At 72.4% G+C, this 20,027-nt stretch carries 20 protein-coding genes and 1 pseudogene; 13 read left to right on the top strand and 8 right to left on the bottom strand.

Annotated elements, in window-relative coordinates:
- Positions 1–110: 110 nt before the first annotated feature.
- The gene (gene aceE, locus IF47_RS0119375; protein ID WP_031510126.1) at positions 111–2,810 is read left to right on the top strand and encodes a pyruvate dehydrogenase (acetyl-transferring), homodimeric type; all 2,700 of its coding nucleotides are present in this window, start codon (positions 111–113) and stop codon (positions 2,808–2,810) included.
- Positions 2,811–2,918: 108 nt separating this feature from the next.
- On the opposite strand, the gene IF47_RS29655 is transcribed toward aceE, so the two are convergent.
- Together IF47_RS29655 and IF47_RS0119365 are read right to left on the bottom strand one after the other, a co-directional pair.
- Positions 2,919–3,059 (bottom strand): methionine/alanine import family NSS transporter small subunit, encoded by a 141-nt coding sequence (locus tag IF47_RS29655; RefSeq protein WP_078591979.1) that lies wholly within the window; start codon positions 3,057–3,059, stop codon positions 2,919–2,921.
- A complete protein-coding gene (locus IF47_RS0119365; protein ID WP_031510125.1) occupies positions 3,059–4,606 on the bottom strand; it encodes a sodium-dependent transporter in 1,548 nt (515 codons plus the stop codon). The genes IF47_RS29655 and IF47_RS0119365 overlap by 1 nt, the downstream gene beginning before the upstream one ends.
- A 122-nt stretch (positions 4,607–4,728) precedes the next feature.
- On the opposite strand from IF47_RS0119365, the gene IF47_RS0119360 reads away from it, so the two are divergent.
- Positions 4,729–5,691 (top strand): helix-turn-helix transcriptional regulator, encoded by a 963-nt coding sequence (locus IF47_RS0119360; protein WP_031510124.1) that lies wholly within the window; start codon positions 4,729–4,731, stop codon positions 5,689–5,691.
- Positions 5,692–5,710: 19 nt separating this feature from the next.
- Here the strand turns inward: IF47_RS0119360 and IF47_RS0119355 are convergent, their stop codons facing one another.
- Positions 5,711–6,643, bottom strand: a complete 933-nt coding sequence (locus IF47_RS0119355; protein ID WP_031510123.1) for an SDR family oxidoreductase — start codon at positions 6,641–6,643, stop codon at positions 5,711–5,713.
- A gap of 150 nt (positions 6,644–6,793) precedes the next feature.
- Positions 6,794–7,309, bottom strand: coding sequence for a GNAT family N-acetyltransferase (locus IF47_RS0119350; protein WP_031510122.1), 516 nt, complete (start codon positions 7,307–7,309; stop codon positions 6,794–6,796).
- Positions 7,310–7,358: 49 nt separating this feature from the next.
- Between IF47_RS0119350 and IF47_RS0119345 the strand changes: the two genes are divergently transcribed.
- Together IF47_RS0119345 and IF47_RS0119340 are read left to right on the top strand one after the other, a co-directional pair.
- Positions 7,359–8,249, top strand: a complete 891-nt coding sequence (locus IF47_RS0119345) for a TIGR01777 family oxidoreductase (protein ID WP_031510121.1) — start codon at positions 7,359–7,361, stop codon at positions 8,247–8,249.
- Between the two features lie 259 nt (positions 8,250–8,508).
- On the top strand, positions 8,509–9,897 hold the full coding sequence (locus IF47_RS0119340) for an FAD-dependent oxidoreductase (protein WP_031510119.1): 1,389 nt from the start codon (positions 8,509–8,511) through the stop codon (positions 9,895–9,897).
- Between the two features lie 48 nt (positions 9,898–9,945).
- On the opposite strand, the gene IF47_RS0119335 is transcribed toward IF47_RS0119340, so the two are convergent.
- Entirely contained in the window at positions 9,946–11,430 is a 1,485-nt protein-coding gene (locus tag IF47_RS0119335) for an NsdA family TPR-like regulatory protein (RefSeq protein WP_031510118.1), read from the bottom strand.
- A gap of 232 nt (positions 11,431–11,662) precedes the next feature.
- Here IF47_RS0119335 and lipB point away from each other — a divergent pair, with 232 nt between their 5' ends.
- The 4 genes from lipB to IF47_RS0119315 all read left to right on the top strand — a co-directional run bounded on the left by lipB (position 11,663) and on the right by IF47_RS0119315 (position 14,525).
- On the top strand, positions 11,663–12,472 hold the full coding sequence (lipB, locus tag IF47_RS0119330) for a lipoyl(octanoyl) transferase LipB (RefSeq protein ID WP_031510117.1): 810 nt from the start codon (positions 11,663–11,665) through the stop codon (positions 12,470–12,472).
- A gap of 76 nt (positions 12,473–12,548) precedes the next feature.
- Positions 12,549–13,487: a lipoyl synthase gene (lipA, locus tag IF47_RS0119325; RefSeq protein WP_031510116.1), complete on the top strand. Its 939-nt coding sequence runs from the start codon at positions 12,549–12,551 to the stop codon at positions 13,485–13,487.
- Between the two features lie 155 nt (positions 13,488–13,642).
- Positions 13,643–13,822 carry a hypothetical protein gene (locus IF47_RS0119320; protein WP_031510115.1) on the top strand — a complete coding sequence of 60 codons (180 nt, stop codon included), beginning with the start codon at positions 13,643–13,645 and terminating at the stop codon, positions 13,820–13,822.
- Between the two features lie 10 nt (positions 13,823–13,832).
- The gene (locus IF47_RS0119315; RefSeq protein WP_031510114.1) at positions 13,833–14,525 is read left to right on the top strand and encodes a DUF4191 domain-containing protein; all 693 of its coding nucleotides are present in this window, start codon (positions 13,833–13,835) and stop codon (positions 14,523–14,525) included.
- 51 nt (positions 14,526–14,576) lie between these two features.
- Here IF47_RS0119315 and IF47_RS29650 read toward each other — a convergent pair.
- A pseudogene (locus tag IF47_RS29650) lies at positions 14,577–14,975 on the bottom strand (RDD family protein); the annotation flags it as partial.
- A 236-nt stretch (positions 14,976–15,211) separates the two neighbouring features.
- Here IF47_RS29650 and glnA point away from each other — a divergent pair.
- The 3 genes from glnA to IF47_RS0119300 all read left to right on the top strand — a co-directional run bounded on the left by glnA (position 15,212) and on the right by IF47_RS0119300 (position 17,650).
- Positions 15,212–16,621: a type I glutamate--ammonia ligase gene (gene glnA / locus IF47_RS0119305; protein WP_031510112.1), complete on the top strand. Its 1,410-nt coding sequence runs from the start codon at positions 15,212–15,214 to the stop codon at positions 16,619–16,621.
- 171 nt (positions 16,622–16,792) lie between these two features.
- Positions 16,793–17,053, top strand: coding sequence for a DUF6011 domain-containing protein (locus tag IF47_RS29645; RefSeq protein ID WP_078591991.1), 261 nt, complete (start codon positions 16,793–16,795; stop codon positions 17,051–17,053).
- 108 nt (positions 17,054–17,161) lie between these two features.
- On the top strand, positions 17,162–17,650 hold the full coding sequence (locus tag IF47_RS0119300; protein WP_031510111.1) for a LysM peptidoglycan-binding domain-containing protein: 489 nt from the start codon (positions 17,162–17,164) through the stop codon (positions 17,648–17,650).
- 44 nt (positions 17,651–17,694) lie between these two features.
- On the opposite strand, the gene IF47_RS0119295 is transcribed toward IF47_RS0119300, so the two are convergent.
- Both IF47_RS0119295 and IF47_RS0119290 read right to left on the bottom strand, forming a co-directional pair.
- Positions 17,695–17,892 (bottom strand): DUF4236 domain-containing protein, encoded by a 198-nt coding sequence (locus IF47_RS0119295; RefSeq protein WP_031510110.1) that lies wholly within the window; start codon positions 17,890–17,892, stop codon positions 17,695–17,697.
- A gap of 99 nt (positions 17,893–17,991) precedes the next feature.
- Positions 17,992–18,270 carry a hypothetical protein gene (locus IF47_RS0119290; RefSeq protein WP_031510109.1) on the bottom strand — a complete coding sequence of 93 codons (279 nt, stop codon included), beginning with the start codon at positions 18,268–18,270 and terminating at the stop codon, positions 17,992–17,994.
- Positions 18,271–18,683: 413 nt separating this feature from the next.
- On the opposite strand from IF47_RS0119290, the gene ectA reads away from it, so the two are divergent.
- Both ectA and IF47_RS0119280 read left to right on the top strand, forming a co-directional pair.
- On the top strand, positions 18,684–19,157 hold the full coding sequence (gene ectA / locus IF47_RS0119285) for a diaminobutyrate acetyltransferase (RefSeq protein WP_031510108.1): 474 nt from the start codon (positions 18,684–18,686) through the stop codon (positions 19,155–19,157).
- Between the two features lie 67 nt (positions 19,158–19,224).
- On the top strand, positions 19,225–20,027 hold an 803-nt coding region (locus tag IF47_RS0119280), incomplete at its 3' end, for a diaminobutyrate--2-oxoglutarate transaminase (protein WP_031510107.1).

Below are 20,027 nucleotides of genomic sequence, written 5' to 3'. Positions count from 1 at the left end.
CTTTTACGTCCTTTTCTTTGATCGATCATCGATCGTGAGCGTACAGTGCCGTCGGGGCGCCACCCCCGCCCCCGTTCCACGACCTGTCTGTTGTCCGGAAGGCGGCCACCATGACCAGTGCCGAACGCCGTCCGAGCGAGCTGGACCAGCTCCCGGACCGCGACCCCGAGGAGACCGCCGAGTGGGCCGCGTCCCTCGACGCCGTCACCCGCGCGGCCGGTCCGCAGCGAGCCGCGTACCTGATGCGACGCACCCTGGAGCACGCCGAGCGCGCCGGGATCGCCCTGCCCTCGCTGCTGGAGACGGAGTACGTCAACACCATCCCCACCGCCGCCGAGCCGGCCTTCCCCGGCGACGAGGAGCTGGAGCGGCGGATCACCGCCTGGAACCGCTGGAACGCCGCCGCCATGGTCACCCGCGGCAGCCGCTGGGGCCTGGGCGGCCACATCGCCACCTACGCCTCGGCCGCCTGGCTCTACGAGATCGGCTTCCAGCACTTCTTCCGCGGCAAGGACGCCCCCGAGGCCCCCGGCTCCGGCGACCAGCTCTACATCCAGGGCCACGCCTCCCCCGGCATCTACGCCCGCGCCTTCCTGGAGGGGCGGCTGACCGAGGAGCACCTGGACAACTTCCGGCAGGAGGTGGACGGCAACGGTCTGCCCTCCTATCCGCACCCGCGCCGGCTGCCCTGGCTGTGGGAGTTCCCGACCGTCTCCATGGGGCTGGGCCCGCTCGCCGCGATCCACCAGGCCCGCTTCAACCGCTACCTCCACCACCGCGGCGTCAAGGACACCTCGGGCAGCCGGGTGTGGGCGTTCCTCGGCGACGGCGAGATGGACGAGCCGGAGTCGACCGCCGCGCTGTCGCTGGCCGGACGCGAGGGCCTGGACAACCTGACCTTCGTCGTCAACTGCAACCTCCAGCGGCTGGACGGCCCGGTCCGCGCCAACTTCAAGATCGTGCAGGAGCTGGAGGCCCGGTTCCGCGCGGCCGGTTGGAACGTGGTCAAGTCCCTGTGGGGCACCGCCTGGGACGACCTGCTGGGCAGGGACACCGAGGGCGCGCTGCTGCGGCGGCTGCGCGAGGTCCCCGACGCGCAGTTCCAGACGTACGCCACCCGTGACGCCGGCTACGTCCGCGAGCACTTCTTCGGCGCCGACCCGGCGCTGCGGAGGATGGCCGAGTCGCTGACCGACGAGCGGATCGTCGAGTGCTTCGGCTCCTCGCGGGCGGGCCACGAGCCGCGCAAGGTGTACGCCGCCTACCGCGCGGCCGTGGAGCACTCCGGCGCCCCGACCGTGATCCTCGTCCAGACCGTCAAGGGCCACACCCTCGGTCCGGGCTTCGAGTCGCGCAACGCCAACCACCAGATGAAGAAGCTGACCGGTCAGGAGTTCCGCGCGATGCGCGACCGGCTGGAACTCCCCATCCCCGACAGCGCCCTGGGCGAGGAGCTGGTGCCCTACGCCCACCCCGGCCCCGACTCCCCCGAGGTGCGGTACCTGAAGGAGCGCCGCGCCGCGCTGGGCGGCCCGGCTCCGGAGCGCCGGTTCCACGCGGTCGGGCTGCCCGCGCCCTCCGAGAGGCCGTTCCAGGCCCTGGCCAAGGGGTCCGGCAAGCAGGAGATCGCCACCACGATGGCGTTCGTCCGGCTGGTGAAGGACCTGCTGCGGGAGAAGGGGACGGGCCCGCGCTGGGTGCCGATCGTCCCGGACGAGGCGCGCACCTTCGGCATGGAGTCGCTGTTCCCGACGGCCGGGATCTACTCGCCCGTCGGCCAGACCTACGACCCCGTGGACCGCGACCAACTCCTGTACTACAAGGAGGCCGTCGACGGTCAGATCCTCAACGAGGGGATCACCGAGGCCGGTTCGATGGCCGAGTTCACGGCCGCCGCCACCGCGTACGCCACGCACGGCGAGCCGATGATCCCGTTCTACATCTTCTACTCGATGTTCGGCTGGCAGCGGACGGCCGACCAGATGTGGGCGCTCGCCGACCAGCTCGGCCGCGGCTTCCTCATCGGCGCCACCGCGGGCCGCACCACCATGACCGGCGAGGGTCTCCAGCACGCCGACGGCCACTCCCCGCTGATCGCCTCCACCAACCCGGCGGCGCTCGCGTACGACCCGGCCTTCGCGTACGAGGTGGCCGTGATCGTGCGGGACGGTCTGCGGCGGATGTACGGCCCGGACCCGGCCGAGCACGAGGACGTCTTCTACTACCTGACCGTCTACAACGAGCCGAAGGTCCAGCCGCCGATGCCCGAGGGCGTCGAGGAGGGCATCGTGCGGGGGCTGTACCGCTTCCGCGAGGGCACCGCGCCCGCCTCCTCGCCCGACGGCGACGCCCCGCGCGTCCAACTGCTGGCCTCCGGAACGGCGATCCACTGGGCGCTGGACGCCCAGCGCAGGCTCGCCGACGAGTGGGGCGTGATCGCCGACGTGTGGTCCGCCACCTCCTGGAGCGAGCTGCGCCGCGATGCCCTGTCCTGCGACGCGGCGCAGCTCAGGGGCGAGGACCGGACCCCGTACGTCACCCGCGCCCTGCACGGCGCGCCCGGCCCGGTCCTCGCCGTGAGCGACTGGATGCGGGCCGTCCCGGACCAGATCAGCCAGTGGGTCGAGCAGGACTGGTTCTCGCTGGGCACCGACGGCTTCGGCCTGTCGGACACCCGTGAGGCCGCCCGTCGCCACTTCGGCGTGGACGCCGAGGCGATCACGGTCGCGGCGCTGGACCGACTGGCCCGGCGCGGCGAGGTCAAGCGGGAGACGGTGCGTGAGGCGGCGGAGCGCTACGGGCTGCTCTGAGTCCCGCTCCGACGACACCGCCGGGTGTGCCCACCTCGTTCACAGGGTTCACAGGTGGGCGCACCCGGCGGTTCCGGCCGGCGGCGCGTCAGCGACCGATCGGTGGTGTCAGTGGCCCTCCCCCGCCACGGGGCCGGACTCCGGCACGTCGGGGTCGGGGTGGCCGCGGAGCTTGAGGATCGCCGCGACCATGCCGCCCCACACGACGACGATGGAAATGATCATCATCACGATGGCACTCGTGGACATCAGTGCTTCCCTTCAACCGGTGCGTCGGGCGCCGCCTCGGGTTCCACGCCGACCAGCTCCGCGTCGCGCTTCCAGGGGATCAGGGAGGCCAGCACACCGAAGGCCAGTGCGCCCAGGGCCACCGCCCATCCCGCCCAGAACACGAACCCGGTCGAGTAGCCCGCGTAGTTCTCGTCGAACTCCGTGCGCAGACTGTCGATCATCATCCAGCCCAGCACCAGCGGGGTGACCACACCGAGGGCCACCCGCCACCACGCGCCCAGCCGGATCGCCGAGGTGGCGTCCGCGTCCTTCTGGAGCACGGGCAGCTTGCGCAGCACCCACACCACGACGATCAGGGCGACCAGGGCCGCCAGCGCGATGCCGTACTGGTTGATGAAGTGGTCGGCGGCGTCCAGCAGGTACAGTCCGCCGTCGGTCGGGTAGACCAGGATGGAGACCAGGGCCACCAGCCCGCCGACCCCGAGCACCACCGGGACGCGCCCGATGCCGGTACGGTCCTGCACCGCGGCGACCACCACCTCCACGATGCTGATGAGCGAGGTCAGACCGGCGATCACCAGGGAGCCGAAGAACAGCACTCCGAACAGGCCGCCCAGCGGCATGCTGGAGATGACCGCCGGGAAGGCCACGAAGGCCAGCCCGATACCGCTGGTGACGGTCTCCTCCACCGGGGTTCCGCTGCTCACCGAGAGGAAGCCGAGCGTGGCGAAGACGCCGATGCCCGCCAGGATCTCGAAGGAGCTGTTGGCGAAACCGGCCACCAGCGCGGAGCCGGTGAGATCGGCGCGGCGCCGCAGGTACGACGCGTACGTGATCATGATGCCGAAGCCGATCGAGAGGGAGAAGAAGATCTGCCCGTAGGCCGCGACCCAGACACTGCCCTGGGTCAGGGCGCCCCAGTCGGGCGTGAACAGGGCGTTCAGACCGGTGGCGGCGCCCTCCAGGGTGACCGCCCGGATCACCAGGGCGGCGAAGAACACCACGAGCAGCGGGATGAAGATCTTGTTCGCCACCTCGATGCCGCGCCGCACACCGAGGGCCAGGATCGCCAGCACGGCGATCCAGATGAGCACCAGCGGCCAGAAGACCCCGCCGACGTAGGAGGAGATCCAGCCCGGCTGCTCGGCGGCGCGCAGGAAGTCGCCGAAGAAGAAGGCGTCCGGATCGTCCCCCCACTGTTCACCGACGGAGAACCCCACGTACCGGACGGCCCAGGCCAGGATCACGGCGTAGTAGGTGGCGATGACGAAGCAGATCGCCACCTGCCACCAGCCGATCACCTGCGCCGGGCCGGACATCCGGCGGTAGGCGGCCGGCGGCGATTTACGGTACCGGCGGCCGATGGTGTATTCGAGGATCAGCAGCGGGAGCCCCGCCGTCAGCAAGGCGATCAGATACGGCAGCAGAAACGCTCCGCCACCGTTTTTGTACGCTTCGGATGGGAAGCGCCAGATGTTGCCGAGCCCGATGGCTGAACCGATCGCCGCCATCAGGAAACCCGCACGGGTCCCCCACTGTTCGCGGGCGCGGGGTTGAGTGGCCATATGCAACAGTCCTTGACTTGCTTTCTTGCAAATGGACAGCACGGTAACAGCGCCCGACACCGTGCACCCCTACCGGGATGTGAGTTCCCTCACATCGTCCGGTCAACCAGGAGGACGCTCCCATGCGCGCCGCGCGGCTGATCAAGATGGTGCTCCTGCTCCAGAACCGGCGGTCGATGACCGCCGCCGAGCTGGCGGAGCGGTTGGAGGTCTCCGAGCGGACGGTGGCCCGTGACGTGCTGGCCCTGTCGGAGGCCGGCATCCCCGTCTACGCGGACCGCGGCCGGACCGGCGGGTACCGGCTGGTCGGCGGCTACCGCACCCGGTTGACGGGGCTCGGACGCGACGAGGCGGAGGCGCTGTTCCTGTCCGGGGTGCCGGCCGCGCTGCGCGACATGGGATTGGAGGACGCGGCGTCGGCGGCCCGGCTGAAGGTGGCGGCGGCGCTCACGCCCGAGCTGGCCGACGCCCCGCACAGCGCGGCACAGCGCTTCCACCTGGACGCCCCCGGCTGGTGGCAGCCGCCCACGACCCCGGAGGAACTGCCGGCGATCGCCGACGCCGTGTGGGACGACCGGTGCCTGGCCGTGCGCTACCGCCGCCGGGACGGCGAGGTGGAGCGGACGCTGGAGCCGTACGGCCTGGTCCTCAAGGCGGGCGTCTGGTACCTCGTGGCCCGCGCGGGGGACGACCACCGCGTCTACCGGGTGGACCGCTTCGTCTCGGTCGTCCCCCTCGACCAGGGCTTCACGCGGGACGAGGGCTTCGACCTGCCCGGTTTCTGGGAAGAGCGCTCCGCCGCCTTCGCCCGCTCGATCCTGCGGGAGAGCGTGGTACTGCGGCTGACGGAGGCCGGGACGCGCGCGCTGCGGTACGTCACCGACCGGGCGGCGGCCGAGGAGGCGCTGGCGCGGGGGGAGACCGACGGGCAGGGGCGGACCACCGTCACCCTGCCCGTGGAGTCGTGGGACGTCGCCTACACCCAACTGCTCTCCCTCGGCCCGGAGTGCGAGGTGCTGGGCCCGCCGGAGCTGCGGGAGCGCATGGCGGAGGCGGCCGAGCGCACGGCAGCTCTCTACCGGTGACCCGGCGGGCCCACCGGCCCTAGCGGTACTCCTCGACGCTCGCCCGCTTGCCGCCGTGGACGACCTCGATGAAGTAGCGCCAGCCGTCGGGCCGCGAACCGTCCGCGTCCGTGAAGCCGTACTCGTGTGCGAGTTGCCCGCTGGAGAGCGACTGCCCGTTCCAGCGCGCCCGTTCGGGGTCGCGGGCCAGCGCCGCGACCGCCCGACCGATGTAGACGGGCGACTCGGCGATGGCGAAGTGCGGCTCCTTGGCGACGGCGTCGCGCCAGTTCTCCTCGGTCACCCCGAAGTGGTCGAGCATCTCCTCCGACCGCAGGAAGCCCGGCGAGACACAGACCGCCGAGCAGCCGTGCTCCCGCAGTTCCTCGGCGAGGCCGAAGGCCATCCGGATCGGGGCGTTCTTGGTCAGGTCGAAGAAGAGGTTGCCGCGGTACCGGGGACCGTTGTACTCGGCGGTGCCGTCGGTGACCTCCACCACCAGGCCGCCCGGCCGCCGGATCAGCAGGGGCAGCGCGAAGTGGCTGGTGACGAGGTGGGTCTCGACACCGAGGCGCAGCATCCGCAGCCCCTTCTCCAGCTCCACCTCCCACACCTTGGTGTCGAAGTCGAGCAGGTGGTCGCCGCCCCAAACGTCGTTGACCAGGACGTCGAGCCGGCCGTGGTCGCGGTCGATCCGCTCCACCAGGGCGCGTACCCGCTCCGGTTCGAGGTGGTCGGTCGGCACGGCGACGCCGGTGCCCCCGGCCGCCGTGACCAGTTCGGCGGTCTCCTCGATGGTCTCGGTCGGGCGGTTCACCTCGCTGACGCTCTCCCGGGTGGTGCGGCCGGTGACGTACACCGTCGCGCCCGCCCGCCCCAGTTCCACGGCGATCGCCCGGCCCGCGCCCCGCGTCGCCCCCGCCACCAGGGCCACCCTGCCCGTCAGGTCCGTTCCCGCCGGTGCTGTGCTCACGTGCGTGCTCCTCCTTCGGATCGGTACGACGGGCACGCTGCCGGCGATACCCGACATCCTCTGTCGGGTTTTCCGGCGGGTTTCCGGACGGCCGGACGGGTTTCCCGGCCGGCCCCGGGCGGGGTTCCCACCGGGCCGCCGCGCGGCGGGTCAGGGAGCCGGAGGGGTGAGGGGCGTCAGGGAGCGCCCCATCAGGACGTCGTCCGCGTAACCGTCCTCCAGCAGGAACTCCCCGGGCAGCACGCCCTCCACCGCGAAGCCCTCCGAGGCGTAGAGGGCCCGCGCGGGCGCGTTGCGGCCCAGTACCCGCAGGGTGATCCGGGAGGCTCCCTGCCGTCGCGCCTCGTCCATCGCCGCCCGCAGCAGCGCCCGGCCCACTCCCCTGCCGCGCGCCCGGTCGTCCACCGCGAGTCCCTGGATCTGGCGGACGTGGGCGTTGCAGGCGAGCGGGGTGGGCCGCACCAGTCGGACGTAGCCCACGAGCTCTCCGTCCAGTTCGGCGACGAGGAACTGCCAGGGACGGTGGGTGGAGTCGAAGAACGGGTCGTAGGGCGGCCGGGGTCGGGGGGTCACCGCGTGCAGCGGCGACCAGACGCGCCGGTCGAGCTCCCCCAGGGCCGCTCCGTCGTCGACCGTGGCGGCTCGTATGACGGGCTGTGCTGACATGCGGTCACTGTGCCTCGCCATCGGGCGCGGCGTCCATCAGGATGGCCCCATGCGCATCGCTGTCACCGGTTCGTCCGGTCTCATCGGCCGGGCCCTCGTCACCTCCCTGCGCGCGTACGGCCACGACGTCGTACGCCTGGTACGCCGTCCGGCCCGCGCCGGCGACGAGGTGGAGTGGGATCCGGTACGGCAGTACGTGGACACCGCCGGGCTCGTCGGCTGCGAGGCCGTGGTGCACCTGGCGGGCGCGGGCGTCGGGGACAGACGGTGGACGCGGGAGTACAAGCGGACGATCCGCGACAGCCGGGTCCTGGGCACGGCGGCGATCGCCGAGGCCGTCGCGTCGCTCGACACCCGGCCGCGGACGCTGGTGGTCGGCACCGCCGTCGGGTACTACGGCGACACCGGCGACCGTGCCGTGGACGAGAGCGCCCCGCCCGGCGACGGTTTCCTCGCGGACGTCTGCCAGGAGTGGGAGGAGGCCGCCGCGGCGGCCGAGGAGGCGGGAATCCGGACGGTGTACGCCCGCACCGGTCTGGTGGTGGCCCGGCACGGCGGCGCGTGGGGGCGGCTGTTCCCCGTCTTCAAGGCCGGGCTCGGCGGGCGGCTGGGCAGCGGTCGCCAGTACTGGAGCCACATCGCGCTGCACGACCACATCGCCGCGCTGCGGCACCTGTTGGAGACCGAGGAGTTGTCCGGGCCCGTCAACCTCACCGCGCCCGAGCCGGTCACCCAGCGCGAGGTGGCCGCCGCGATGGGGCGGGTGCTGCACCGCCCGGCGCTCCTCACGGTGCCCGCGCCCGTGCTGCGAACGGTGCTCGGCGAGTTCTCCGTGGACGTGCTCGGCAGTCAACGGGTGCTGCCGCGGCGGCTGCTGGAGTCCGGGTTCACGTTCGCCTTCCCCGGTATCGAGGACGCCATCCGGGCGGCCCTGCGCTGATCCCGGCCCCGCGCCGCATCCGGCCCGCGCCACATCCGGCGGGCGGCGCGTACGCCCGGCACACGCCCGTGCACAACCGCCACGCGCCCCACGCGCCTCCCTGTGCGCCCGTTGTGCGACCACGCCCGGTCCATGCGCGCTGCCGGCGCTCTCAAGGCCCCCTACTGTCGAACCGGTGCGCGAATCGAAGGCGCCCTCGGCGGGCAGGAACCTCCCGGACGCGCACCTCGCGCCGACGCGTCAACCATGGGGAGGGCCCATGCTCGGCAGCGCACTCCGTCCGAGTCCCGGCCGGGACACCGCCGACGTCGCCGTCATCGGAGCGGGCCTGGCGGGGCTGGCCGCCGCGCACCACCTGACCGCCGTCGGGCTGCGGGTCACCGTCCTGGAGGCGGCCGAGGCGGTCGGCGGCCGGATGGCCACCGAGGAGGTGGACGGCTACCGGCTGGACCGGGGCGGCCGGCCGCTCCTCTCCGACTGGCCCGAGGCGGGCCGCTGCCCCGGCCTGGAGCGGCTCTCCCTGCGTCCCTTCACCTCCGGGGTGCTGATCCACAGCGGCGACCGCGGGCTGCGGATCGGGCCACCCCGCGCGCCGCGGAACATTCGGGGCGGAAGGGCGGGCGCGGGAACGGGCGCCCGTGCCGCGGCGAGCGCCCTGGCCGGTGCCCGGCGTCCCCTGAGCGACACCCTGGACCTGGCGCGGCTGCGCGCGCAGCTCGCCCGGCTCGCCGCGACCCCCGTGGAACGGCTGCGGGCCCGGCCCGAGCTGTCCGTCGCCCAGGCCCTGAGCGCCCGCGGCGTCCCGTCCCGCACGGTCGAGGGCCTGCTGCGGCCCCTGCTCGGCGCGCTCCTGTGCGATCCGGGCCTGACGACCTCCAGCCGGGTCGGCGACCTGGTGCTGCGCGGCTTCGCCCGCGGCGGCCTGTGCCTGCCGGCGGGCGGCGCGGCGACGGTGCCCGAACTGCTGGCCGCGAGCCTGCCGCCGGGCACCGTCCGCACCGGGGTGCGCGCGGTCTCGGTGGCCACGAACGCCGTGGTGACGCGCGACCACGGAACGGTCCGCTGCCGCGCGGTGCTCATCGCCACCGGCGCGCACGACGCCGCGGAGCTGCTGCCGGGCCTGCGGGTGCCGGACTTCCACCCGGTCACCGTGCTGCACCACGCGGTGGACGGACGGACCCCGGCGACCGACCCCCAACCGCTGCCCCACCTGCTGATCGACGCCGACCGACGCGGTCCGGTGGCCTACACCATGGTCACCAGTGCCGTCGATCCCTCGCGTGCCCGACCGGGCGGCACGCTGGTCACCTCGGTGGTGCTCGGTGCCGCCGCGGCCGAACCGGTCGGCGAGCTGGACCGGGCGGCCCGTGCCCAGCTCGCCGTGTTGTACGGGGTCCCCACCCGACGTTGGGGGCTGCTGGGCGCCCACCACGACGCGCGAGCCGTCCCCGCGATGCCCGCCCCGCACGATCCGTGGCGTCCCGTGCGCGTCCTGGACGGCCTGTACGTCTGCGGCGACCACCGCGACACCTCCGGACCGCCCGGCGCCCTGCGCTCGGCCCGTCGCGCCGCGGACGCGATCCGCCGCGACTTCGGCATCAGCCCGTTCCCGGAGGACGAGGGCCGCGCGCTGCCCGCCGTCGCCTGACCCCGCCTGACCCCGCGTGACCCCGCGCGGCGGCGCGGTCGGACGCGGTCAGCTCAGGGCGGCCACACGCTCCCGGTAGGCGCGCACCGGCATCGCGTCCCGGTAGGGCTCCAGCCGGCGCTCGAAGTCCTTGACGTACTCGTGCGCCCGCACCGACCGCATCTCCGCCGCCTGCTGCGCCGCCTCCGCGGCCAGGGCGCACGCCTGCTCCACGTCGCCCAGCCCCAGCCGGGCCGTGGCCAGCACCACCCTGCAGAACAGCCGGCTGCGGACGTAGCCCGCGCCCCGCAGTTGCAGGGAGCGCTCCGCGTGCTGGGCCGCCGAACGGTACTGCTGGAGGTCCCGGTGGCAGTGGCCGAACTCGTCGGCGAGCTGCGCCTCGTCGAAGAACCGCGCCCAGTGCGGCGCCTCGTCGCCCGGCCTCGCCTGCTCCAGCGCCCTCTCGGCGCGGGCCAGCGACGCCGTGCAGGCCCGCACCTCCCCCAGCACGCCGTGTCCGCGCGCCTCCACCGCGTGGAGCAGCGCCTGGACGACCGGGGGCACCGTGGAGCCCACGCCCTGCTGGGCGACCCGAGCCAGTTGCACCGCCTCCCGGCCGTGCCCCAGGTACACCGCCTGCCGGCTCATCGTCGCCAGGACGTAGCTGCCGTACGCCCGGTCGCCCGCGGCCTGGGACAGCCGCAGCGCCTGGACGAAGTAGCGCTGCGCCAGCCCGTGCGCCGCGATGTCGTACGCCGTCCATCCCGCCAGGCGGGTCAGGTCGGCCACCGCCGCGAACAGCCGGCGCCCGGTCTGCTCCCCGTACGTCCCGCGCAGCATCGGCTCGGCCTCGTGCTCCAGGTAGCGCACCAGCGCCTGCCGGGCGTGCCCGCCGCCGTAGGCGTGGTCGAGCGTGCGGAACAGTTCGCCGACCGAACGCAGCGCGGCGACGTCCCCGGCGGTCACCCTCTGGCCGGGGCCGCGCTCGACCCGCTCGGCTCGGGCCGTCCGACCCGAGCGGGGCGGCGGCACGGCGGCGGGCCCCCGGCCCTGTGGGGGCACCCGCGGGGTATCCGGCGCGGGCTCGCCGCGCGCGACGCGCTCGTCGGGGCGGCCGATCAGCCAGTCCCGGCTGGGCACGACCAGCCCGGCGGGGGTGAAGGCGATCTTCCGCAGTTCGGCGTGGCTGCCGGTGTCCTTGCGCCACAGCCCGCCGACGATGTCCACCGCCTCGCCGGGGGTGGCCGCGAACTCCAGCCCGGCGTACACCGGGGCGCAGGCGTCCAGCCCCAGGTCCTGGGCGGTGAATCTGCGGCCCAGGCGACGGGTGAAGACCTCGGCGATCAGCGCGGGGGTCGTGCCGCGCGGCTGCTGGCCGCGCAGCCAGCGCGTCACCGAGGTCTTGTCGTAGCGGAGGTCCAGCCCGTGCTCCAACCCGAGTTGGTCGACCCGTCGGGCGAGACCGGCGTTGGAGAACCCGGCCTCGGCGATGAGGGCTGCGAGCTGGCGGTTGGGGGTGCGCTGGGAAGCCTTCCCAGGTCGTTCCGTCGACATCGGCTTTGCGGTCTCCTGCCTCACGGCTTTCCCTACGACAGACGCCGGGGCGCCCTGCCGGAACGGCGCGAATGTAGCGGGCCGGACGGCTCCTCCGCGGGTCTGCGCCCAGGTTTCATCCGTACGTGTGAGGCGGAAGCGGAACCCGGCCGTCCGTCGCTCCCGCCCCACCGCGCCGTACAGTGGCTGCCGGGACGTGGGAGAGACCCGCGCCGACCCGAGGAGGGGCCGCGTGAGCGAGCTGCGCTTTGTGCATCTGGGCTTCGGCGACGACGCCGTGGAGTATCTGGAGGCGTGGCGGAGGCAGCGCGAGGTCCACGCGGCTCGTCTGGCCGACGAGATCCCCGACACCTGTCTGCTGCTGGAGCACCGGCCGGTCTACACCGCCGGACGCCGCACCGAGGACAGCGAGCGTCCGCTGGACGGCACGCCCGTGGTGGACGTGGACCGCGGCGGCAAGATCACCTGGCACGGTCCCGGCCAGCTCGTCGGCTACCCGATCCTCAAGCTGCCGCAACCGGTGGACGTCATCGCCCACGTGCGGCGGCTGGAGGAGGCCATGATCCGCACCTGCGCCGAGTTCGGCCTGGAGACGACCCGGATCGAGGGCCGCAGCGGGGTGTGGGTGCTGGGGGACCCGGTGGAGCGGCCCGACCTGGGCGCGCTGGACCTGGACCTGGCCCCCGGACTCCACGGCCGGGCCCCCTCCTCGCCGGAGGACGAGGACGAGGAGTACGACCCGCGGCTGAGGGGCCCGGAGTACGCCCCCTCCAACGCCGGTCTGCGCGGCGAGGACCGCAAGCTCGGCGCCATCGGCATCCGCGTCGCCAAGGGCGTCACCATGCACGGCTTCGCCCTCACCTGCGACTCGGACACCACCTGGTTCGACCGCATCGTGCCGTGCGGCATCCGGGACGCCGGTGTCACCTCGCTCTCGCGGGAGTTGGGCAGGACGGTGACGGTCGCGGAGGTGCTGCCCGTGATGGAGAAGCACCTGCGCGCGGTGCTGGAGTCCGCGGAGCCGCTCCCCCGCGCCGTCTGATCCGGACAAGCGGAGGCGTACGCTTGTGCGTGCCGAGGAATCGAAGGCCATGACCAACAAAAGGGGAGTGCCGGACGTGTCCGCTGTCGCACCCGACGGTAGGAAGCTGCTGCGCCTGGAGGTCCGGAACAGCCAGACCCCCATCGAGCGCAAGCCCGAGTGGATCAAGACCCGGGCGAAAATGGGCCCCGAGTACAACGCTCTGCAGTCACTGGTCAAGCGCGAGGGACTGCACACGGTCTGCCAGGAGGCGGGCTGCCCCAACATCTTCGAGTGCTGGGAGGACCGCGAGGCGACCTTCCTCATCGGGGGCGAGCAGTGCACCCGGCGCTGCGACTTCTGCCAGATCGACACCGGCAAGCCCGCCGAGCTCGACCGCGACGAGCCGCGCCGCGTGGCCGAGTCCGTGAAGCAGATGGAGCTGCGGTACGCCACGATCACCGGCGTCGCCCGTGACGACCTGCCCGACGGCGGCGCCTGGCTGTACGCCGAGACCGTCCGCCAGATCCACGCCGCGGTGCCCGGCACGGGCGTCGAGCTGCTGATCCCCGACTTCAACGCGGTGCCCGAGCAGCTCGCCGAGGTCTTCTCCTCGCGCCCCGAGGTGTTGGCGCACAACGTCGAGACGGTCCCGCGGATCTTCAAGCGCATCCGCCCGGCCTTCCGCTACGAGCGCTCCCTGGAGGTGATCACCCGGGCCCGCGAGGCCGGTCTGGTCACCAAGTCCAACCTGATCCTGGGGATGGGCGAGACCCGCGAGGAGGTGAGCCAGGCCCTGCTCGACCTCCACGAGGCGGGTTGCGAGCTGATCACCATCACCCAGTACCTGCGGCCCTCGCCCCGGCACCACCCGGTGGAGCGCTGGGTGAAGCCGCAGGAGTTCGTGGAGCTGAAGGAGGAGGCGGAGGAGATCGGCTTCGCCGGCGTCATGTCCGGCCCGCTGGTCCGTTCCTCCTACCGCGCCGGCCGGCTGTACCAGCAGGCGATCGAGCGCCGGGGCGCCACCGCGGCCTGACGTGGACTCTCCATCCGTTCACTCTCCCGCGGCCGGATCTTTCCGATGCCTTTGACCGTTGTGTCATCCTTCGGTAACACCGAACGGTGACGATGTGAGCGCGGATCGCTCACATCGGACGCCACACGAGGCCCGTCACCCCAAGGGAATCCTCGATGAACACGACTCTGCGGGTTCTGGAGAGACTGGAAAGGCTGCTGCTGCCCGGTGGGCAGCGGACGGCACGCCGCAACGCCTGGGCGGCGGTCCTGGAGGATCGCCGCCGGGCACGGGCGCGCGGCGAGGCCGCGGCCGTGCTGGAGGCCGCGGCGACCCGGCCGCGGCGGGCGACGTAGACTTCGCCGTATGGCGAGGAAGGAAACTACCGAGAATTCCCCAGGGCGGCTCAAGCAGATCGCCCTGACCTACAAGATGACCCGGCGCGTCGACAAGAAGGTCGGCTTCGTCATCGCGGGCGTGGGCATCGTCACCTTCGGTGTTCTCCTCGCGATCGGCTTCTGGATCGGTCACCCGATCTACCTGGGCATCCTGGGCTTCCTCCTGGCCTTCCTCGCGATGGCGATCATCTTCGGGCGCCGTGCCGAGCGGGCGGCTTTCAGCCAGATGGAGGGCCAGCCGGGGGCCGCGGCGGCCGTGCTGGAGAACATCGGCCGCGGCTGGACGGTCACCCCGGCGGTGGCCGTGAACCGCCAGCAGGACGTCATCCACCGGGCGGTCGGCAAGGCGGGCATCGTGCTCGTCGGCGAGGGCAACTCCAACCGGCTGCGCGGCCTGATGGCGTCCGAGAAGAAGCGCATGGCGCGCATCGTCGGCAGCGCCCCGGTCCACGAGGTGATCGTGGGCACCGGCGAAGGGCAGACGGAGCTGAAGAAGCTCCGCACCAAGCTGCTCAAGCTGCCCCGCGTGCTCCAGGGCCACGAGGTCACGGAGGTCAACGACCGGCTGCGGGCCCTGGGCGACCTGATGAACAACCTGCCGATCCCCAAGGGTCCGATGCCCAAGGGCATGCGGATGCCGAAGGGACCGACGCGCCGCTGAGGCGTACACGACGAACGGCGTGCGGCCCGGAACCGAGGGGTTCCGGGCCGGGGCCGGGACGGCGAGCGCCAGCAGAAGCGTGCGCAGGACCGCCCGGGGCAGGGTGAGCCGGCCCCCGTTCACCGAGACCACGCGCAGGCCCATCAGCCGCTTGCCCGGGGTGAACCCCACCGTGCCGACGGTGAGGACGCCGAGCACCACGAAGACCAGCAGCGCCCAGTTCCCGGCCGAGCGGAAGTCACCGCCCGTGAGCAGGCCGTAGGCGATCAGGAGGCACAGACCCCAGTCGACGCAGATCGCGGCGATCCTCCGGCCGGGCGGGGCGATCGAACCGGGCCCCTCCTCGGGCAGGCCCAGCCGCTCACCGCGGTAACCGAAGTCCGCGCCCATCTGCTCGGCCGCCGCGCGGGGGCCGGAGAGCCACGATCCGATTGCTTGCCTGTTGTCCACTCGACCACGGTAACGCGCGCCCGCGCGGGGTATCCGGGTGGGTTGGCGGACCGCGCGAGGACGTGCCCGTCCCGCCGCCGGGCCTCCCCCTCGCGTCCGCCTGGTTAACATCGCCGAAACGAACGGGTCATGGCCGAGAAATCCGGCAAACCTATCGTCGAGCGCGGTGGGACACCGCACCGGACCGCCACTCGAGCTGCCACCCGTCCCCTCGCGGCGGGACTAGGAGGACTTGGATGTTCCAGAACGCCGACGAGGCAAAGAAATACATCGCGGACAACGACGTCAAATTCGTCGACATCCGCTTCTGCGACCTGCCGGGCGTCATGCAGCACTTCACGATCCCGGCCTCGTCCTTCGAGCCGGACGAGATGCAGGCCTTTGACGGTTCCTCGATCCGCGGCTTCCAGGCGATCCACGAGTCCGACATGGCGCTGCTGCCGGACCTGTCCACCGCCCGTCTGGACCCGTTCCGGCGCGACAAGACGCTCAACATCAACTTCTTCATCCACGACCCGATCACCGGCGAGCAGTACAGCCGCGACCCGCGCAACGTGGCGAAGAAGGCCGAGGCGTACCTCACCTCCTCCGGCATCGCCGACACCGCCTACTTCGGCCCCGAGGCCGAGTTCTACGTCTTCGACAGCGTCCGCTTCGAGACCGGTGCGAACCAGTCCTTCTACCACATCGACTCCGAGGCGGGCGCCTGGAACACCGGCGCGGTGGAGCACAACCGCGGCTACAAGGTCCGCTACAAGGGCGGCTACTTCCCGGCCCCGCCGGTCGACCACTTCGCCGACCTGCGCGCCGAGATGTCGCTGGAGCTGGAGCGGGCCGGTCTGCGGGTCGAGCGCCAGCACCACGAGGTCGGCACCGCCGGTCAGGCGGAGATCAACTACAAGTTCAACACGCTGCTGGCCGCCGCCGACGACCTGATGCTGTTCAAGTACATCATCAAGAACGTCGCCTGGCGCAACGGCAAGACCGCGACCTTCATGCCGAAGCCGATCTTCGGTGACAACGGTTCGGGCATGCACGTCCACCAGTCGCTGTGGCAGGGCGGCGAGCCGCTGTTCTACGACGAGCAGGGCTACGCGGGCCTGTCGGACACCGCCCGGTACTACATCGGCGGCATCCTCCGGCACGCCCCGTCGCTGCTGGCCTTCACCAACCCGACGGTGAACTCCTACCACCGCCTGGTGCCCGGCTTCGAGGCCCCGGTGAACCTGGTGTACTCGCAGCGCAACCGCTCCGCCGCGATGCGCATCCCGATCACCGGCTCGAACCCGAAGGCCAAGCGCGTCGAGTTCCGCGCCCCGGACCCGTCCTCCAACCCGTACCTGGCCTTCTCCGCGCTGCTGATGGCCGGCCTGGACGGCATCAAGAACAAGATCGAGCCGGCCGAGCCGATCGACAAGGACCTCTACGAGCTGGCCCCGGAGGAGCACGCGAACGTTCAGCAGGTGCCGACCTCGCTCCCGGCCGTCCTCGACGCCCTGGAGGAGGACAACGAGTACCTGCAGGCGGGCGGCGTCTTCACCGAGGACCTGATCGAGACCTGGATCGACTACAAGCGCACCAACGAGATCGCCCCGATCCAGCTCCGTCCGCACCCGCACGAGTTCGAGCTGTACTTCGACCTCTGAGATCGCCACGGGTCACAGCGGACGCCCGCCCGGGCCGTCCGCGGGCCGTCGGCCGCGCCGTGGGGTGGGCGCGGCCGACGGCCGTTCCGCGCGGAGTCGGCGGTCCCGACGTCCGTGTTCCTCTCGCGGTGTCCTTCTCGTGGTGTTCGGCGCGCCGGCATCCTGGTGGCCATGGCCGAGCCCTCTCCCCTGCCCGACAGTCCCGAACCCCCGGCGAGGGAGCGCCCGCCCGTCCGGTGCCGGCTGTGCGGCCGGCCGCTGCGGGACCGGCAGGCCAGGTTGTGGGGTCTGGGGCCGGAGTGCCGCGGGAAGCTCGCGGTGCGGTCCGCTCCGAGGACGACGGGCTGGGAGGTGGCGCAGGAGGCGCTGCCCGGTCTGGAGTCTCCTCCCCCGGCGCCCGGCGCGCCGGCTCGGCCGCCCGGACGGGCCTGACCGGAGGCGTTCGGCGGGTTTTCACCCGCTTCGGGGCGGTGCGTTTGACCGCCGGTCCCCGGCCTCCCAGGGTGAGGGGAGGCGTGCACGTCCCTCCGGGAGGTTTCCGTGACCAACCGCATCGACCAGCCACGGGCCTTCGACCTGGTCGGCGATCCGCTGCTGGTGGCCGGCGTCGGAGCCGGGTTCGAGGCCGATCTGCGGTACCGCGTCGGGGACGGCCACGACGAGGTGGGCGGGGCATTCGACATCGGGGGCGGGACCGGCGAGCACACCCAGTTCCAGGTCCGGGTGGACCTCGGTGGCGCGGCGTTCCGACTGGACCGGCTCGTCGTGCAGATCTTCGAGGTCAGCCCCGGGGACGGCAGCGAGATCAACGTGGTGAGCGTCCCCGTGATCCACGGGCCGCGGATCGTGCCGGGCTACGTCGGCTACCGCGAGCACACGGTGGCGCGCGGCGAGACCCTGTCGGCCGTCGCCAGGTTCCACTACGGCAACGCCGGGTTGTACGAGTGGCTCGTGCGGGCCAATCCGCAGCTCCACGACCCCGATTTGCTCGTCCCCGGGCAGGTCCTGCGCGTGCCCGTCGGCGCCTGAGAGTGCCGCGCGACCGGCGGGGCCGGGGGCTGGGGGCGAGCCCGTCACCGCCGCTTGCGGCTCCTGCTGCGCCGGTAGCCGAAGGGGCCGGGGAGGTTCATGGAGGTGGTGCGGCGGCCGGTGGAACTGATCGTGCGACGCGGTCCCCTGCCGCCGCCCAGGGTGACCGACCAGGAGCGGCGGGCGAGGTTCAGCCGGACCCCGGGCAGAATCCGGATGCTCTTGCGGAACGTGACGGCCATGCGGCTCTCCTCGATCGTCGACGGGAACAGGTGTACGCGTTCCGTGTTCCCGGCTCCGTGGCCGTCGAACTCGGCGCTTCTCAGGCCGTCTTGGGCCGTTCAGCGTGACGAGCCCCGGTCGTCCCGGTCGTCCTCGCCGTCCCGCTCGTCCCGGCCGGCGGACTCGTCCGGTTCCCGGAAGCTCGGCGCCAGGGGGCCGCGGTCGTCCTCGTCCTCGGTGGTGAGGGGCGTGGCGGTGGTGTCGTCGGTGAAGGCCCGCTCCACCGCCGGGTCCTCCTCCATCGGCCTCGCCGGCGTCCGCTTCCGGTCCTGTTTCCGGTCCTGTTTCCGAGTGGTGTCGTTCTCCGGCCGGTCGGGCTGGTCGGGCTGGTCGGACATGAGGGGTTCGTCCTCTCCGTGCGGGGCGGTCCGGGCGGGTACCCCCGAGAGCGGCGGGAACTCCGTCGGGCCGGACCTCCCGGCGCCGGGAGGTCCGCCGTCCGGGTGAATCCCCGAGGAGGACGGAGAGGGCCGGAGCGGGAGCGGTTTCCGGGATTTCTCCCGTTCTCGCCGCCGGTGAGGAAAACCCTTCCGGTGGCCGCCCGAAAAGGGCGAACGTACCTTCGTTCGAGAACGTCACGGGCGTACGGGAAGAGCACCGCGTCCGCCCGTACGGCCGACCGTTCGGCGTGGGGATCCCCACCGCGATCCCCGTCCCCGGAAGGTCGGCCCGGCGGCCCCGGCACAAGAGCCGGGACACCGGTTCATCGAGCGCGGCGGAGGTGAATTCCGTGGCCACGCAGACGGACATCATGTTGGAACCGCCCGGGGTGGAGGACGGCGCCGCCGTCTGGCGCATCGCCCGTGATTCCCGGGCCCTCGACCTGAACTCCTCCTACAGCTATCTGCTGTGGTTCCGGGATTTCGCCGCCACCTCCGTGGTGGCGCGCGGCGCCGGCGGCGATCCGGTCGCCTTCACCACCGGCTACGTCCGGCCCGAACGTCCCGACACGCTCGTCGTCTGGCAGATCGCCGTGGACGAGAGCCGGCGGGGGCAGGGGCTGGCCGGGGCCATGCTGGACCACCTGGTCGTCCGGCTGCGGCCCCGGGGAGTGCGGCACCTGGAGACCACCGTGACGCCGATGAACACCGCCTCCGACCGGCTGTTCACCGTCTTCGCCCGCCGGCAGGGCGCCACGCTGAGGCGTGAGGTGCTGTTCGACGGCGGGCTCTTCCCCGACGTCCACGACCCGGAGGTGCTGTATCGGATCGGTCCGCTTCCCTGATCCGTGCCACGGCCGCGAGCGATCCACCCGTCCGGGAGGGGATCTCCCCCACCGAGGAGGACACGCCATGACCACCATCCCAGCCGAGACGTCCGTCTTCGAAGCCCTGGAGTCGGAGGTGCGCAGCTACTGCCGCGGCTGGCCCACCGTCTTCGACCGGGCCCAGGGCAGCCGCATGTACGACGAGGACGGCCACGTCTACCTGGACTTCTTCGCGGGCGCCGGATCGCTGAACTACGGCCACAACAACGCGGTCCTCAAACGCGCGCTCCTGGACTACCTGGAGCGCGACGGCGTCGTCCACGGTCTGGACATGTCCACCACGGCCAAGCGGGCCTTCCTGGAGACCTTCCGCGACCTGGTCCTGGTGCCGCGCGGGCTGGACCACAAGGTGATGTTCACCGGCCCGACCGGGGCCAACGCCGTCGAGGCGGCCCTGAAGCTGGCCCGCAAGGTCAAGGGCCGCGAGACGGTGGTGTCGTTCACCAACGCCTTCCACGGCATGTCGCTGGGCGCGCTGGCGGTCACCGGCAACGCCTTCAAGCGGGCCGGCGCCGGCATCCCTCTGGTGCACAGCACCCCGATGCCCTTCGACAACTACTTCGACGGCAAGGTCGAGGACTTCCTCTGGTTCGAGCGGTTGTTGGGCGACCGCGGGTCCGGGCTCGGTCGACCGGCCGCGGTGATCGTGGAGACCGTGCAGGGCGAGGGCGGCATCAACGTGGCCCGCCCCGAGTGGCTGCGCGCCCTGGCCGAGCTGTGCCGGCGCTGGGACATGCTGCTGATCGTGGACGACATCCAGATGGGCTGTGGCCGCACCGGCGCCTTCTTCTCCTTCGAGGAGGCCGGCATCGTCCCCGACATCGTCAC

Source organism: Streptomyces megasporus (assembly GCF_000718985.1).
Taxonomy (GTDB): Bacteria; Actinomycetota; Actinomycetes; order Streptomycetales; family Streptomycetaceae; genus Streptomyces; species Streptomyces megasporus.
The sequence above is the reverse complement of the archived record's forward strand: the minus strand, read 5'-3'. Positions and strand labels throughout refer to the sequence as shown.

Bases quoted from the DNA above. Each gene is read 5' to 3' on its own strand.
- glnA (WP_031510112.1), top strand. From the start codon at position 15,212: ATGTTCCAGAACGCCGACGAGGCAAAGAAATACATCGCGGACAACGAC.
- ectA (WP_031510108.1), top strand. From the start codon at position 18,684: ATGTTGGAACCGCCCGGGGTGGAGGACGGCGCCGCCGTCTGGCGCATC.
- IF47_RS0119335 (WP_031510118.1), bottom strand. From the start codon at position 11,430: ATGTCGACGGAACGACCTGGGAAGGCTTCCCAGCGCACCCCCAACCGC.
- IF47_RS0119350 (WP_031510122.1), bottom strand. From the start codon at position 7,309: ATGTCAGCACAGCCCGTCATACGAGCCGCCACGGTCGACGACGGAGCG.
- IF47_RS0119295 (WP_031510110.1), bottom strand. From the start codon at position 17,892: ATGGCCGTCACGTTCCGCAAGAGCATCCGGATTCTGCCCGGGGTCCGG.
- IF47_RS29655 (WP_078591979.1), bottom strand. From the start codon at position 3,059: ATGTCCACGAGTGCCATCGTGATGATGATCATTTCCATCGTCGTCGTG.
- aceE (WP_031510126.1), top strand. From the start codon at position 111: ATGACCAGTGCCGAACGCCGTCCGAGCGAGCTGGACCAGCTCCCGGAC.
- IF47_RS0119365 (WP_031510125.1), bottom strand. From the start codon at position 4,606: ATGGCCACTCAACCCCGCGCCCGCGAACAGTGGGGGACCCGTGCGGGT.
- IF47_RS29645 (WP_078591991.1), top strand. From the start codon at position 16,793: ATGGCCGAGCCCTCTCCCCTGCCCGACAGTCCCGAACCCCCGGCGAGG.
- IF47_RS0119320 (WP_031510115.1), top strand. From the start codon at position 13,643: ATGAACACGACTCTGCGGGTTCTGGAGAGACTGGAAAGGCTGCTGCTG.
- IF47_RS0119340 (WP_031510119.1), top strand. From the start codon at position 8,509: ATGCTCGGCAGCGCACTCCGTCCGAGTCCCGGCCGGGACACCGCCGAC.
- IF47_RS0119345 (WP_031510121.1), top strand. From the start codon at position 7,359: ATGCGCATCGCTGTCACCGGTTCGTCCGGTCTCATCGGCCGGGCCCTC.
- IF47_RS0119360 (WP_031510124.1), top strand. From the start codon at position 4,729: ATGCGCGCCGCGCGGCTGATCAAGATGGTGCTCCTGCTCCAGAACCGG.
- IF47_RS0119290 (WP_031510109.1), bottom strand. From the start codon at position 18,270: ATGTCCGACCAGCCCGACCAGCCCGACCGGCCGGAGAACGACACCACT.
- IF47_RS0119315 (WP_031510114.1), top strand. From the start codon at position 13,833: ATGGCGAGGAAGGAAACTACCGAGAATTCCCCAGGGCGGCTCAAGCAG.